The following is a 12,877-nucleotide window of genomic DNA, read 5'->3' as shown; positions in this document are numbered from 1 at the left end:
CATCCGGGCTCACCCCCGAGATATTTTTGGCCAGATGAAAAGGACCCCGTTGGCGCTCGGGGCGGTTACTTCGGCAGGCTTTCCAGCAGTGCCTTGGCCGCGGCCTGTTCGGCCTGACGTTTTGATCCCGCCGTTGCCTGTGCCTCGGTCCCGTCCTGCAGGCGGGCGGCGATGGTAAAGACCGGTGCGTGGTCCGGGCCGCTGCGTTTAATCTCGACATAGTTGGGCGGTTTCTGTCCCCGAGCCTGTGCCCATTCCTGAAGCGAGGTCTTGGCATCACGGGCGTCGGCCTCGACCGTGTGGATGCGATCCCCCCAGAGCGCCAGGATCACGTCACGTGCGGCCTCGAACCCGGCATCGCGGTAGACGGCGGCGATGACGGCCTCCATCGCATCGCCCAGCAGAGCCTGTTTGCGGCGGCCGCCGGACAGCATCTCGGACCGGCCGAGTTTCAGTACAGCGCCCAGATCGATCTGGCGGGCAACGTCGGCGCAAGCCTCTTTGCGAACCAGCGCATTGAAACGGGGGGCAAGCTGGCCTTCTGAAGCTTTCTTGTCGGCCTCAAGCAGCGCGGTGGCCATCACAAGGCCCAGAACACGGTCGCCCAAAAACTCCAGCCGCTGGTTGTCGGGTCGGGTGGTCGACGAGACGGACCCATGCGTCAGCGCGCGCACCAGAAGCTCGGGGTTGGCGAATTCATACCCCAAACGCTGCTGAAACGCTTTTATCTCGGCCGAGAGCTTCAATTGACCGCCTTGAAGAAGCGATCACCGCGCCAGGTCCAGAAGAACAGCATCGACCGGCCTGCGGACGAGAACATGATCCGGTCGGCCCGACCGATCAGGTTTTCGTAAGGCACATAGCCTACACCCCCCGCGGAAAGCGGCAGGCGGCTGTCACTGGAATTGTCGCGGTTGTCGCCCATGAAGAAATAGTGGCCTTCGGGCACGGTATAGATGCCGGTATTGTCGGACGCCTGATTTCCGATATTCAGCACATCGTACGTGACGCCGTTGGGCAGGGTTTCAATCGAGCGGGATTTTTCACAAGCGGCGCCAACGCCCACCGGTCCGTTTTCACAGCGCGGGCGCAGACGTTGCGGGCCCTGCGGTGCGGCCGTTTCGGTGAAGACGCCATCGGGTTTTTGCGGGACCGGCGTGCCGTTCAGAATGATCTGACCGTCGCGGATTTGAATGCGATCACCCGGCAGGCCGATCAGGCGTTTGATATAGTCACGCCCGGTGGCAGGGTGGCGAAAGACGATGACGTCGCCGCGCTCGGGCTCTCCGCCCAGAAAGCGGGTGTTTTCGTCGCCCTGCATCCAGCCACAGATATCCTCGGCGTCGATGTCCAGACCGACGCGGGGAATGATCAGGCTGGGGCAGGACGCGTAGGAATAGCCATAGGCCATCTTGTTGACGAACAGGAAATCCCCGATCAGCAAGGTCTGTTTCATCGACCCCGACGGAATCCAGAATGGCTGAAAGAACAGGGTGCGGAAAACGCCCGCAATCAGCAGGGCATAGACGATGGTTTTGATCGTCTCCCATACGGGATTTCCGGTTTTGACGTCCTCGGCCATACTGCTCTCCGGTCCTTGGGTTGTTGGGGTGCTACATGCGGGGCCGAGGGGGGCAAGTCAAGGCTGCGCGCCCTGATCTTGCAGCGGTCGCGCCTCGATCACCACGAAGGCCTGCGCCCAAGGATGGTCGTCCGTCAGAGTGACATGGATGATCGCCTCATGCCCTTCGGGCGTCATCTCTTTCAGGCGCTCGGCGGCCCAGCCGGTGACGTGCATGACCGGCTGACCGGTGCGCAGGTTGGTGACCGCCATATCCTTCCACGCGATGCCCATGCGCAGACCGGTGCCCAGCGCCTTGGAACACGCTTCTTTCGCGGCCCAACGTTTGGCATAGGTTCCCGCCGTATCGGCACGGCGTTCGGCCTTGCGTTGTTCTATGTCAGTAAATACGCGATTTCGGAACCGATCGCCGAAGCGGTCGAGCGTACCCTGAATGCGATCGATATTCGCAAGATCCGTACCGATGCCCAGTATCATGCGCTGCGGTTCTTTTTCTTCAGGAACATCGCAAAGCCCTTTTTGACGCCAAGCATGAAGGCAAACCGGCACAGAACGAATGAGACGAAACCGACAACAACAATCTGGACGACGTATTGGATCAGCGCCGTTCCGTCAGCCATCAGCGTCCAAAGACCCAGCACGAAAACCTGGAACAGGAAAAGCGCCAGAACGATACAAAGCCCGGTCAGCACCATTTTTCTGGCAACGACCCAGCTTTTGAATGACGGGTCGCAGTGCTTGCCACTCCGACCGGCCCACACCCCGTATAGGAACGCCGCCGCCACAAGTGCGAAACTCATTGGCAATAGCGAGAAAGGCAGGTCAAATTCAAACACGCGCCTGATGATGGAAAAGACCACCAGAACCGCAAAGACAAGACCCACGTAAGTGACGTGGTCAAGCCTTACCTTGGCTTCTGTGGTGGGAGCGGGAACCTCTCGAGCCATTATACCCGCGCCTCATCCATCAGCCGGCGCATCTCGGCAATGGCGGGGGTAAGGCCGCGAAAGATCGACTCTCCGATCAGAAAGTGGCCTATATTCAGTTCACGCACCTCAGGGAAGGCTGCAATGGGTTTCACCGTGTCATAGGTCAGGCCATGGCCCGCGTGAACCTCAAGACCCAGTGAGTGAGCAAAGGCGGACATGTCACGCAAGCTTTCAAGCTCGCGCGAGGCCGCGTCCATGCGGCCTTCGGCATGGGCGTCGCAATAGGCACCGGTGTGCAGTTCGATCACCTCGGCACCGATACGGTGGGCGGCCTCGATCTGGCTTGGATCGGCGGCGATGAAGATGGATACGCGGCAGCCCGCCTCGCGCAGCGGCGCGATGTAGTGGGCGAGCTTGTTTTCCTCGCGCGCGACCTCAAGCCCGCCTTCGGTGGTTCGTTCTTCGCGCTTTTCGGGCACGATGCAGACCGCGTGCGGTTTGTGACGCAGAGCGATCTTCTGCATCTCGGGTGTGGCGGCCATTTCAAAGTTCAGCGGTACCGACAGAACCCCCATCAGACCATCGATATCTGCGTCCGAGATATGGCGGCGGTCTTCGCGCAGATGGGCGGTGATGCCGTCGGCCCCGGCTTCTTCGGCCAGTTTGGCGGCACGTAGCGGGTCCGGATAAGCGCCGCCACGGGCGTTGCGCACAGTGGCCACGTGATCGATATTCACCCCTAAACGCAGGTGGTTGTCAGACATCGCTTGTTTCCTTTTTCGATTTCCGGTCCGAGCCTACAGGAGGAGCAACCGGAACGGCCACCTTGGATTCCGCCAGCCGTTTGATTTCATCGAATTTTGCTTTGATCCGGGCGCGACGGCGCTGCTGATAGGTCCGAACCACCGGCAGGCTGAGGTAATAGCAGATGAACCCCGCCAGAAGCCCCGGAAAGATGCCTCCGATAAGATAGGGAAAGAACACCTCATCGTAAAACACGGCAAGGCCCCGCCAATCGGCAACGCGGTCCGTGAACATCGCCAGGAAGTTGTTCTTCAGATCGCTCAGCGCTTTGGAAAAGCTATCCATCAGACCATGGGTTTCGCCTTCGTCGAAATCGTCACCCAGCAGGTAGTTTCCGGTTTGCAGGCAGACAACGGCGATGGGCACATAGGTCAGCGGGTTGCCGAAAAAAGTACCGCTGAGCGACGCCAGCAGGTTGCCGTTGATCAGGCGGCTGATAATGGCCGCGATAACGAAGTGAAGTCCATAAAACGGCGTGAACGCGGTGAACACGCCCGCGCCGACGCCACGCGCGATGCGTTCAGGTGAATCCGGCAGGCGCCGGATGCGGTGCTTGACGTAGTGAAAGGCGCGAGTCCAGCCACCGCGCGGATAGACAAACTCCGAAGCGATCCGAATGGGTGAGCGTCGGTCTCGGCGCTTGAAAACCACTCCTGATCACCCCTTCTCAGCCAACCGCTACCGCGGTTTTTTCCCTGTCCCGGTGCCGTTCGACCGCGGCAACGTCGCTTTCGGCCTCAAGCATCAGCATCAGCGAATGCAGCTGTTCAAGGTCGCGCAGTTCGACACTGATCAGCAGACGGTAAAAATCCGGTTTGCGATCAACGAATTCCAAGTTCGAGATATTGGCCTTTTTCTCGCCGATCAATGTGCAAATACGCCCCAGTACCCCAGCGTCATTGCCGATGGTCAGATCCAGCGTCACACCATAGACGGCCGGGTGCGTGCCCGAATGCCAGTGCAGATCGACCCAGCGATCGGGTTCGCTTTCGTATTCGGACAGGCGGTCACAGTCGATGGCGTGAACAACCACGCCCTTGCCGCGAAAGGTGATCCCAACGATGCGTTCACCCGGCAGCGGCTGGCAACAGGGCGCGCGATCAAATTTCTGCCCCGGCTCCAGACCAATCACCGCGCGGCGCGGCGAGATGGCGTCGCCCTCGTCCTGCGTCAGTTCCGGATAGACCGCGCTGACCACATCATGCGCCGTCAGCTCGGCGCTGCCGAGACGGGCCAGCAGTTCGTGCCGATCCTTCAGACGCAGGTGTTTCGCCGCAGTGTCCAGGGCCTTGTCGGTGGCCTTGCGACCCACGTGATCGAACCCGGACCGCGCCAGTTCCTTGCCCAGCTTGATGAATCGCTCGCGATCCACCTCGCGCAGGGCGCGGCGGATGGCGGTACGCGCCTTGCCGGTCACCGCGATCTCAAGCCATGTGACCTGAGGGGTCTGGCCGTCAGCAGTGATGATATCCACCGACTGCCCGTTCTTGATCCGGGTCCACAGCGGCACGCGGATACCATCAACCTTGGCCCCCACACAGGCGTGGCCAATACGGGTATGGATGGCATAGGCAAAGTCAATCGGCGTTGCACCACGGGGCAACTTGACCACATCGCCCTTGGGCGTGAAGCAGAACACCTGGTCCGAGTACATCTCGAGCTTTACAGCCTCGAGGAAATCTTCGTGATCATCCTCGCTGTCGAACTGTTCGGTCAGGTTGGCAATCCATTTGGCCGGATCGACTGCAAACGGGTTTTCCGAGCGCACGCCATCGCGATAGGACCAATGCGCCGCAACGCCTGTTTCGGCGACATCATGCATCTGGCGGGTGCGGATCTGAACCTCGACCCGTTTGCCGTCACGCCCCGACACCGTGGTGTGAATCGAGCGATACCCGTTCGATTTCGGCTGACTGATATAATCCTTGAACCGTCCCGGCACCGCGCGCCAACGCTGGTGGATTGCGCCCAACGTCCGGTAACAGTCTTCCTCGGTCTGGGTGATGATGCGGAAACCATAGATATCGGACAGTCGCGAAAAGCCCTGATCCTTTTCCTGCATCTTGCGCCAGATCGAATAGGGTTTCTTGGCGCGACCGAACACCTCGGCCTCGATCCCTGCCTTTTCCAGCTCGTGCCGCATGTCGCCGGTGATGCGATGGATCACGTCGCCGGTTTCGCGTTGCAGAGTGATAAAGCGGCGGATGATCGACTGACGGCCTTCGGGGTTTAGAACGCGGAAGGCGAGGTCTTCCAGTTCCTCGCGCATCCACTGCATCCCCATCCGCCCTGCCAGCGGTGCGTAAATGTCCATGGTTTCACGCGCTTTGACGATCTGCTTTTCGGGGCGCATCGCCTTGATCGTGCGCATGTTGTGCAGACGGTCGGCGAGCTTGACCAGAATGACACGCAAGTCCTTGGACATGGCCATGAACAGCTTGCGGAAGTTCTCGGCCTGCTTGGTCTCACGGCTGGAAAGCTGCAGGTTGGTCAGCTTGGTGACGCCATCGACGAGCTTGGCGACCTCATCGCCGAACAGCTCGGACACCTTGCCGTAGTTAGCCTTGGTGTCTTCGATCGTGTCGTGCAACAGCGCCGTGATGATAGTCGCATCATCCAGACGCTGTTCAGTCAGGATGGCGGCAACGGCAACGGGATGGGTAAAATAGGGCTCACCGGAATGGCGGAACTGCCCTTCATGCATCTCTTGCCCGAAGTCATAGGCCCGGGCGATGCGATCAGCATTGGTTTTTGGGTTGTAGTTGCGGACCAGCGCAATCAGGTCGTCAGCAGAAATCATCCGGTCCGCACCTTCGTTTTTGGGAGTTACCCCTGGCCTTGAGCCTCCATCAGAGCGCGCAGCAGCTTCTCTTCCGACATATCGTCCTCGGCCGGTTTGTCCGATTCCGCACCCATCAGCAGAGCCATCTGATCTTCTTCGGGTTCATCGACCTCGATCTGGGTCTGATTGGCCTCGATCAGGCGTTCGCGCAGTTCGTCGGCGCTCTGGGTTTCGTCCGCGATCTCGCGCAGCGACACGACGGGGTTCTTGTCGTTGTCACGGTCGACGGTGATCGACGCACCGGCAGAAATCTCGCGCGCACGATGGGCGGCAAGCATCACCAGTTCGAACCGGTTCGGAACCTTGTCTACGCAATCTTCAACCGTCACGCGGGCCATGGGGCGCTCTCCGTTACTGAATCCATGTCAGGAAGACGTTTATCTAAGCGCGAATCCCCGCCTTGACAAGCAAGAAATACCGCAAATGCATCATTCACAGAGGGGTCACCGCCGCAACGTCCTCGGCGGGCAGGTCATCCAGCATCTCGGTGACAGTCCGCCCCAGCACCGGATGGCGCCAGTCGGGGGCCACATCCGCCATCGGAACCAGCACAAACGCGCGATCCTGCATGCGCGGATGCGGCAATATCAACTGATCCGGAACCTGCTGCGTCTGCGCCTCGGGCGGCAGGGCAAGCCATTGATCATATACGGTGCGGTCCGGCAGAATCCGGTCATCATAGCAGACCAGATCCAGATCCAGAGTGCGCATCCCCCAGCGCTGCACCCGTTCGCGACCGAATTCATGCTCGACCTCATGCAGCACTTGCAGCAGCTCTTCCGGGGTTTTGTCCGTCTCGATCAGGGCGGCTGCATTCACATAGTCGGGCCCTGCGCCGGGCGGGAAGCACGGGGTCTCGAAAAAGCGACTGACGGCGCGAATCACCACCCCATGACGCAAAATCGCGTCAATTCCCTTTTTAAGTGTCACCTTGGGTCCTGATTCTCTCAAACTGAGATTTCCACCCAGTGCAATCACCGCTTTAGACGAAAAAATGCTCATAAGACTCCCTATATCCGGCGAATTGCATGCTTGCGATACACATCAAATGCCCTAATTATAGACGTATCAGCGCGCCGCATTTTATCTAGCTCACTCACCTAACACCCGGTGTCGCTGGTTTGTACCGGAAGGAACTATTTATGTTTTATAAAGACGAACGGCTAGCGCTGTTCATCGACGGCTCGAATCTTTATGCGGCCGCAAAAGCACTGGGATTTGACATCGACTACAAATTGCTGCGCCAGGAGTTCATGCGCCGCGGCAAGATGCTTCGTGCTTTCTACTACACAGCGCTTCTCGAAAATGACGAGTATTCGCCGATCCGTCCATTGGTTGACTGGCTGCATTACAACGGCTTCACCATGGTGACGAAACCGGCAAAAGAATACACCGACAGCATGGGGCGTCGGAAAGTCAAAGGAAACATGGACATCGAACTGACTGTCGATGCCATGGAACTGGCGCCGCGCGTCGATCATATTGTGCTGTTCTCGGGCGATGGGGATTTCCGCCCGCTGATTGCCAGCCTGCAACGTCAGGGCGTGCGCGTGTCGGTCGTCTCGACCATTCGCAGCCAGCCTCCGATGATCTCGGACGAGCTGCGCCGTCAGGCAGACAATTTCATCGAACTGGAAGACCTGCGCGACGTGATCGGGCGGCCTCCGCGTGAAATGCCGATGGAGCCGCGCAGCGTTGCGGCTGCCGGCGGTCAGTAAAACCCCGGCCACACACCAAACCGGGGGAAAGAAACAGGCGCGGTCAGGGTTTGAAAACCTGACCGCGCTTTTTTTAACTAAGAACAGGTGCTGAAAACGCCTTCTGGCTAGCACCGATTCATGTCAGGCAAATGACAAGTTGGCGTCTGGACCAGGGCCGGGAAAAGACTTACCTGTGGCCTATGGAGACCGCGACATGACCAAGCCCCCCCTGACCCTTTACCTTGCCGCCCCACGTGGCTTTTGCGCCGGTGTGGACCGGGCGATCAAGATCGTCGAAATGGCGCTGCAGAAATGGGGTGCCCCCGTCTATGTGCGCCATGAGATCGTGCACAACAAATTCGTCGTCGACGGGTTGCGCGCGCAGGGTGCCGTGTTTGTCGAGGAACTGGACGAATGCCCCGATGACCGCCCAGTGATTTTTTCAGCCCATGGTGTTCCGAAATCCGTGCCCGCCACGGCTGCGCAGCGCGAGATGATCTATGTCGACGCCACCTGCCCGCTGGTGTCGAAGGTGCATGTCGAGGCCCAGCGCCACGCCGAAGCCGGGCTACAGATGATCATGATCGGCCACAAGGGCCATCCCGAAACGGTTGGCACCATGGGGCAGTTGCCGGATGGTGAGGTTCTGCTGGTCGAAACCGTCGAAGATGTAGACACCGTACAGGTGCGCAATCCGGACAAGCTGGCCTATGTCACCCAGACCACCCTGTCGGTGGACGACACCAAGGATATCGTTGCCGCGCTCGAGGCGCGTTTTCCGGCCATCGTCGGCCCCCACAAGGAAGACATCTGCTACGCCACCACCAACCGGCAAGAGGCTGTGAAAGCCGTGGCCCCGAAATCGGATGCTCTGCTGGTAGTCGGCGCGCCGAACTCGTCAAACTCACGCCGTTTGGTCGAGGTCGCCTCGCGCGCCGGGTGCACCTATGCGCAACTGGTTCAACGCGCGACCGATATCGACTGGCGCGCACTTCAGGGTATCTCGTCTGTGGCCATCACCGCGGGCGCATCGGCCCCCGAAGTGCTGGTCAACGAAGTGATCGACGCATTCCGGGATCATTTCGACGTGACCGTCGAACTGGTCGAAACCGCCGTCGAGAACGTCGAGTTCAAGGTCCCTCGCGTCCTGAGGCAACCCGCATGAGGGGCATTCCAAGGGCCCCGCTAATCCTGGGGCTGGCAGGGCTGATCCCGTTTATCTGGGGGGCGCTGACTTACCTGAGCGATGACCTGCATACCTGGGGAACGCATACTTTTGGATCGCGCTTTGTGGGGCCGTATGTACAGCTGTTTTACGGTTCGGTGATCCTCAGCTTCATGTCGGGGGTCTTATGGGGGTTCGCCACCAAGACCTCGGGCAGCAAGGCGGCGACCTGCTATATGCTATCGGTTTTGCCCGCGCTGTGGGCATTCTTCAAAACCGGCGGCGGCCCGGTCAGCACTGGCACCAATTTGATGTACGGGTTTGCCGGGGTACTGATTCTGGACGCCCTCTTCGCCTATTGGCGCCTGACCCCAACCTGGTGGTTGCGGCTGCGCGTGACGCTGACCGCCATCGTACTGGCCTGCCTGGCCGTGGGAGTTTACCTGTGACCGACAAAAGAACCATCAACGCCTATGCGACCCGCGTGGCAGACTATCTTCAGATCCCCCTGCCCCCGGAACAGATCGAAGCCCGCATGGCCTTTGCCGAGGCCGTGGGCTCGGGTCACATTCTGGATCTGGGCGCAGGCCCCGGATCAGACAGTGGATTTTTCATGCGCGAGGGCCTGACTGTTCGGGCGCTGGACGCAACCCCCGCCTTTGTCGAGCACGCGCGGGAAAACGGCGTCGATGCCCATCTGGGCACGTTTGACGATGTTACCGAAGAAGCCGAGTATGACGGCATTTACGCCAGCTTTTCTCTGCTGCACGCCCCCCGCGCCGATTTCCCCCGCCATCTGGCGGCGATCCACCGGGCGCTGAAACCCGAGGGTGTATTTTTCCTCGGCCTGAAACTGGGCACCGGTGAACATCGCGACGATCTGGATCGCTACTACACCTATTTCTCGCAGACCGAGATCGAAGAAGCGCTGGAGCAGGTTGGTTTCACCATCGACCGCATCACCACCGGCATGGGTACGGGTCTGGCCGGGTCTTATGACGGGTTCATTCTGGTGCTGGCCCATGCCTGAGCTGTTTGCCTATACCGACGGTGCCTGTTCCGGCAATCCCGGCCCAGGCGGCTGGGGCGTGCTGTTGCGCGCGGTCGACGGCGACAAAGTCCTGAAAGAGCGTGAGCTGAAGGGTGGCGAGGCCGAGACCACCAACAACCGCATGGAACTGCTGGCCGCGATCAGCGCGCTGGAAACGCTGGAGCGGGCGTCAAAAATCACCGTCGTCACCGACAGCGCCTATGTGAAAAACGGCGTCACTGGGTGGATTTTCGGGTGGAAGCGGAACGGCTGGAAAACCTCGAACAAGAAACCGGTCAAGAATGTCGACCTGTGGCAGCGGCTGGATGAGGCGCAGATCCGTCATGATGTCACATGGGAATGGGTCAAGGGTCACGCCGGTCACCCCGAGAACGAAAAAGCCGATGAGCTGGCCCGCGCGGGCATGGCCCCTTTCAAGCCGAAAAAGGCGCAATCGTGAGCGGGCTGGCCCTGCTGGACTATGCCTCGGTTCTGGTATTTGCCCTGACCGGAGCTTTGGTGGCCAGCCGGGCGCAGCTGGATCTGGTGGGGTTTGCCTTTATCGCCTGCCTGACGGCGGTGGGCGGCGGCACGGTGCGGGATTTGCTGCTGAACCGAGATCCGATCTTCTGGGTTGGGCAGCCTGACTATATCCTCATCGCCGTCGCCGCAGCGGTGCTGGTGTTTTTTACCGCCCACCTGGTCGAAAGCCGCTATAACTGGCTGATCTGGCTGGATAGTTTCGCATTGTCCGTTGCGGTGGCCGCCGGTACGGGTGCCGCGCTGTCGCTGGACCAACCGGGCGTGATTGTCGTGCTGATGGGCATTTCCACTGGCTGTCTGGGCGGGTTGATGCGCGACGTTGTCTGCAACGAGGTGCCACTGGTCCTGAAACAGGGTGAGCTTTATGTCTCCTGCGCATTTACAGGGGCACTGACCGCCGTGGTTGCAAACCGGCTGGGATTTGAAGAGTTTGTCGCCCTTGGCGCCTGTGCGCTGATCTGCTGGGCCTTGCGGGCAGGTTCGCTGCTGTTTGGCTGGCAACTGCCCGTCTATAAAAGCCGACCGCCACGCAACTGAGAAAGGCCAGGTCCCGCAATGAAGAGTTCGCCATTTCTCGCCGCAACTGGTTTCGCGCTTTTGAGCGCCTGCGCCGAATACTACGAGCCAGTCCGGTTCGAAGCGCAAGGGGATGAGATTGTCGTTGTCGGCACCATCGACCACACAACGTTGACCGAGTTTGAGGAGGTCACCCGGCAGAACCCACAGATCAAAACCCTTGTCCTGCAATACATCGAAGGGTCAGTGGATGACGATGCCAACGTCATCTTCTCGCGCGTCGTGCGTGAGCAGGGGTTTGACACGGTTGTGCCCTCGGATGGGATGGTCGCCTCGGGCGGAACAGACCTGTTTCTGGCGGGCAACCGACGTGTTCTGGAAACCGGGGCCTGTGTTGGCGTCCACAGCTGGGGCGGCTGGAACATCGTCGCCACCGAAATCCCCGAAGACGACCCAGAGCACGACCGCTATCTCGACTATTACGAAGACATCGGCGTTGACGACGCGTTTTATTGGTACACTTTAGACGCCGCACCCGCAGAAGGGATGCACTGGATGACCGCCGCCGAGGCCGATCTGTACGACCTGACCTCTGGCAGGGCACCGCGTCTCGGATCACCCGCTATCTGCGACGAACGCTAGCGTCAGTTTGACAACAGTCGCGCGCCAATTTCTTTGACGAATTTGGCCGCAACCATCGCGGTCATCCCGTAAGGGTCGCGATGCGGGTTCAGTTCGACAATATCCGCGCCGACCAGTTGCCCTTTGAACCGATGGATCAGGTTGATCACCTCCCGCGTGCTCAGCCCGCCGGGTTCATGATGCGACACGCCCGGCGCAAAGGCCGGGTCCAGCGCATCCAGATCAAGCGACAGGTAGACCGGGCCGTCAAAGCTGATCTCAAGATCGGGACGCCAGCTCTGCATGTCGATCACCTCGACCCCGAACTTGTCGGCCTGCTCCTGCTGGTGCTTGTTCATGGTGCGGATGCCGACCTGAACCAATCGGTTGATCTGGCAGGTCTCCATCACTCGTGCGAAGGGGCAGCCGTGGCCCAGTGGGCCGATCTGCTGGCTGTCATACAAGTCGGGATGCGAGTCGATATGCAGAATGTTCAGCCCCTCATACCGCTCGGCATGGGCCTTGATCAGCGGATAGGCCACCGAGTGATCGCCGCCCAGCGACAATAGCCGCGCACCGGTTTGGATGCGGGCAGCGGCCCCGGCTTCGATCCGGTCGATGGGTTCCTGCCCCATCATCTCGAAGACATCGAGATCGCCGGTGTCCTTGAACCGGTCGGTTGCACCCAGATCGGTGCCATCCTCGGCGGTCAGGTTGGCCGCCCCGGAATGTATCGCCTCACGGATGCGGCCCGGCGCAAAGGCAGGTCCCTGCAAAAACGAAGAGTGCAAATCCAGCGGCACCCCCATCAGGGCAACGTCACCGGTGTTCAGATCAAATGACATGGCAATTCTTTCGGGTTGAGCGTTACGGCGATCTGGCTGGGAAACCGCCCGAAGGTCAAGCGCTTAGCGCCGCAGGTATGTCTGCCAGATCCAGATCACCAAAAGCGCGCCCATCACGGCACCCACAAAGCCCGACAGCCAGCCGGCCACTGCGATCAAGGCCCGCAACAAAAAACCACCGACCAGAGCACCCACGATGCCGATCAGCATGGTCGTGGGGATGTCTGCCTCGATCCGCATCAGGCGGGTGGCCAGAAACCCGGCGGCGGCACCAATGACGATCAGGGCAATGACGGGCAC

At 60.1% G+C, this 12,877-nt stretch carries 18 protein-coding genes; 7 read left to right on the top strand and 11 right to left on the bottom strand.

Going from position 1 to position 12,877, the window contains the following annotated elements:
• Positions 1–65: 65 nt before the first annotated feature.
• The 9 genes from rnc to folK form a co-directional block, all read right to left on the bottom strand.
• Positions 66–746, bottom strand: a complete 681-nt coding sequence (rnc, locus tag GOX88_RS09000) for a ribonuclease III (protein WP_170400829.1) — start codon at positions 744–746, stop codon at positions 66–68.
• Positions 743–1,582: a signal peptidase I gene (gene lepB, locus GOX88_RS08995; protein ID WP_170400828.1), complete on the bottom strand. Its 840-nt coding sequence runs from the start codon at positions 1,580–1,582 to the stop codon at positions 743–745. Before lepB ends, rnc begins: the two co-directional genes overlap by 4 nt.
• A gap of 57 nt (positions 1,583–1,639) precedes the next feature.
• Entirely contained in the window at positions 1,640–2,059 is a 420-nt protein-coding gene (acpS, locus tag GOX88_RS08990; protein ID WP_170400827.1) for a holo-ACP synthase, read from the bottom strand.
• Entirely contained in the window at positions 2,056–2,529 is a 474-nt protein-coding gene (locus GOX88_RS08985; protein WP_170400826.1) for a hypothetical protein, read from the bottom strand. The genes acpS and GOX88_RS08985 overlap by 4 nt, the downstream gene beginning before the upstream one ends.
• Positions 2,529–3,275 carry a pyridoxine 5'-phosphate synthase gene (locus GOX88_RS08980; RefSeq protein WP_170400825.1) on the bottom strand — a complete coding sequence of 249 codons (747 nt, stop codon included), beginning with the start codon at positions 3,273–3,275 and terminating at the stop codon, positions 2,529–2,531. Before GOX88_RS08980 ends, GOX88_RS08985 begins: the two co-directional genes overlap by 1 nt.
• A complete protein-coding gene (locus GOX88_RS08975; protein WP_170400824.1) occupies positions 3,268–3,966 on the bottom strand; it encodes a DUF2062 domain-containing protein in 699 nt (232 codons plus the stop codon). Before GOX88_RS08975 ends, GOX88_RS08980 begins: the two co-directional genes overlap by 8 nt.
• Positions 3,967–3,982: 16 nt before the next feature.
• On the bottom strand, positions 3,983–6,115 hold the full coding sequence (locus tag GOX88_RS08970) for a RelA/SpoT family protein (protein ID WP_170400823.1): 2,133 nt from the start codon (positions 6,113–6,115) through the stop codon (positions 3,983–3,985).
• A 26-nt stretch (positions 6,116–6,141) separates the two neighbouring features.
• A complete protein-coding gene (gene rpoZ / locus GOX88_RS08965) occupies positions 6,142–6,495 on the bottom strand; it encodes a DNA-directed RNA polymerase subunit omega (RefSeq protein ID WP_170328321.1) in 354 nt (117 codons plus the stop codon).
• A gap of 94 nt (positions 6,496–6,589) precedes the next feature.
• Complete coding sequence (gene folK, locus GOX88_RS08960; protein WP_170400822.1) at positions 6,590–7,159, bottom strand: 2-amino-4-hydroxy-6-hydroxymethyldihydropteridine diphosphokinase; 570 nt, start codon at positions 7,157–7,159, stop codon at positions 6,590–6,592.
• Positions 7,160–7,299: 140 nt separating this feature from the next.
• On the opposite strand from folK, the gene GOX88_RS08955 reads away from it, so the two are divergent.
• From GOX88_RS08955 to GOX88_RS08925, 7 genes are all read left to right on the top strand, one after another.
• Positions 7,300–7,875: a LabA-like NYN domain-containing protein gene (locus tag GOX88_RS08955; protein ID WP_058283597.1), complete on the top strand. Its 576-nt coding sequence runs from the start codon at positions 7,300–7,302 to the stop codon at positions 7,873–7,875.
• Between the two features lie 196 nt (positions 7,876–8,071).
• Positions 8,072–9,022, top strand: a complete 951-nt coding sequence (gene ispH / locus GOX88_RS08950) for a 4-hydroxy-3-methylbut-2-enyl diphosphate reductase (protein ID WP_170400821.1) — start codon at positions 8,072–8,074, stop codon at positions 9,020–9,022.
• Positions 9,019–9,471, top strand: coding sequence for a DUF3429 domain-containing protein (locus GOX88_RS08945; RefSeq protein WP_170400820.1), 453 nt, complete (start codon positions 9,019–9,021; stop codon positions 9,469–9,471). The genes ispH and GOX88_RS08945 overlap by 4 nt, the downstream gene beginning before the upstream one ends.
• On the top strand, positions 9,468–10,052 hold the full coding sequence (locus GOX88_RS08940) for a class I SAM-dependent DNA methyltransferase (RefSeq protein WP_170400819.1): 585 nt from the start codon (positions 9,468–9,470) through the stop codon (positions 10,050–10,052). The genes GOX88_RS08945 and GOX88_RS08940 overlap by 4 nt, the downstream gene beginning before the upstream one ends.
• The gene (gene rnhA, locus GOX88_RS08935) at positions 10,045–10,512 is read left to right on the top strand and encodes a ribonuclease HI (protein WP_170400818.1); all 468 of its coding nucleotides are present in this window, start codon (positions 10,045–10,047) and stop codon (positions 10,510–10,512) included. The genes GOX88_RS08940 and rnhA overlap by 8 nt, the downstream gene beginning before the upstream one ends.
• Positions 10,509–11,132 (top strand): trimeric intracellular cation channel family protein, encoded by a 624-nt coding sequence (locus tag GOX88_RS08930; protein WP_170400817.1) that lies wholly within the window; start codon positions 10,509–10,511, stop codon positions 11,130–11,132. Before rnhA ends, GOX88_RS08930 begins: the two co-directional genes overlap by 4 nt.
• 18 nt (positions 11,133–11,150) lie before the next feature.
• On the top strand, positions 11,151–11,753 hold the full coding sequence (locus tag GOX88_RS08925; protein ID WP_170400816.1) for an alpha/beta hydrolase: 603 nt from the start codon (positions 11,151–11,153) through the stop codon (positions 11,751–11,753).
• Positions 11,754–11,755: 2 nt separating this feature from the next.
• Here the strand turns inward: GOX88_RS08925 and speB are convergent, their stop codons facing one another.
• Both speB and GOX88_RS08915 read right to left on the bottom strand, forming a co-directional pair.
• Positions 11,756–12,577, bottom strand: coding sequence for an agmatinase (gene speB, locus GOX88_RS08920; protein ID WP_170400815.1), 822 nt, complete (start codon positions 12,575–12,577; stop codon positions 11,756–11,758).
• 63 nt (positions 12,578–12,640) lie between these two features.
• On the bottom strand, positions 12,641–12,877 hold the full coding sequence (locus GOX88_RS08915; RefSeq protein WP_170400814.1) for a GlsB/YeaQ/YmgE family stress response membrane protein: 237 nt from the start codon (positions 12,875–12,877) through the stop codon (positions 12,641–12,643).

Source organism: Ruegeria arenilitoris, assembly GCF_013030985.1.
Lineage (GTDB): Bacteria > Pseudomonadota > Alphaproteobacteria > Rhodobacterales > Rhodobacteraceae > Ruegeria > Ruegeria arenilitoris_B.
This window is presented reverse-complemented; position numbering and strand designations above follow the sequence as displayed.

Coding starts and splice junctions, on each gene's coding strand:
- lepB (WP_170400828.1), bottom strand. CDS start 1,582: ATGGCCGAGGACGTCAAAACCGGAAATCCCGTATGGGAGACGATCAAA.
- acpS (WP_170400827.1), bottom strand. CDS start 2,059: ATGATACTGGGCATCGGTACGGATCTTGCGAATATCGATCGCATTCAG.
- GOX88_RS08985 (WP_170400826.1), bottom strand. CDS start 2,529: ATGGCTCGAGAGGTTCCCGCTCCCACCACAGAAGCCAAGGTAAGGCTT.
- GOX88_RS08980 (WP_170400825.1), bottom strand. CDS start 3,275: ATGTCTGACAACCACCTGCGTTTAGGGGTGAATATCGATCACGTGGCC.
- GOX88_RS08970 (WP_170400823.1), bottom strand. CDS start 6,115: ATGATTTCTGCTGACGACCTGATTGCGCTGGTCCGCAACTACAACCCA.
- rpoZ (WP_170328321.1), bottom strand. CDS start 6,495: ATGGCCCGCGTGACGGTTGAAGATTGCGTAGACAAGGTTCCGAACCGG.
- folK (WP_170400822.1), bottom strand. CDS start 7,159: ATGAGCATTTTTTCGTCTAAAGCGGTGATTGCACTGGGTGGAAATCTC.
- GOX88_RS08955 (WP_058283597.1), top strand. CDS start 7,300: ATGTTTTATAAAGACGAACGGCTAGCGCTGTTCATCGACGGCTCGAAT.
- ispH (WP_170400821.1), top strand. CDS start 8,072: ATGACCAAGCCCCCCCTGACCCTTTACCTTGCCGCCCCACGTGGCTTT.
- GOX88_RS08945 (WP_170400820.1), top strand. CDS start 9,019: ATGAGGGGCATTCCAAGGGCCCCGCTAATCCTGGGGCTGGCAGGGCTG.
- rnhA (WP_170400818.1), top strand. CDS start 10,045: ATGCCTGAGCTGTTTGCCTATACCGACGGTGCCTGTTCCGGCAATCCC.
- GOX88_RS08925 (WP_170400816.1), top strand. CDS start 11,151: ATGAAGAGTTCGCCATTTCTCGCCGCAACTGGTTTCGCGCTTTTGAGC.
- speB (WP_170400815.1), bottom strand. CDS start 12,577: ATGTCATTTGATCTGAACACCGGTGACGTTGCCCTGATGGGGGTGCCG.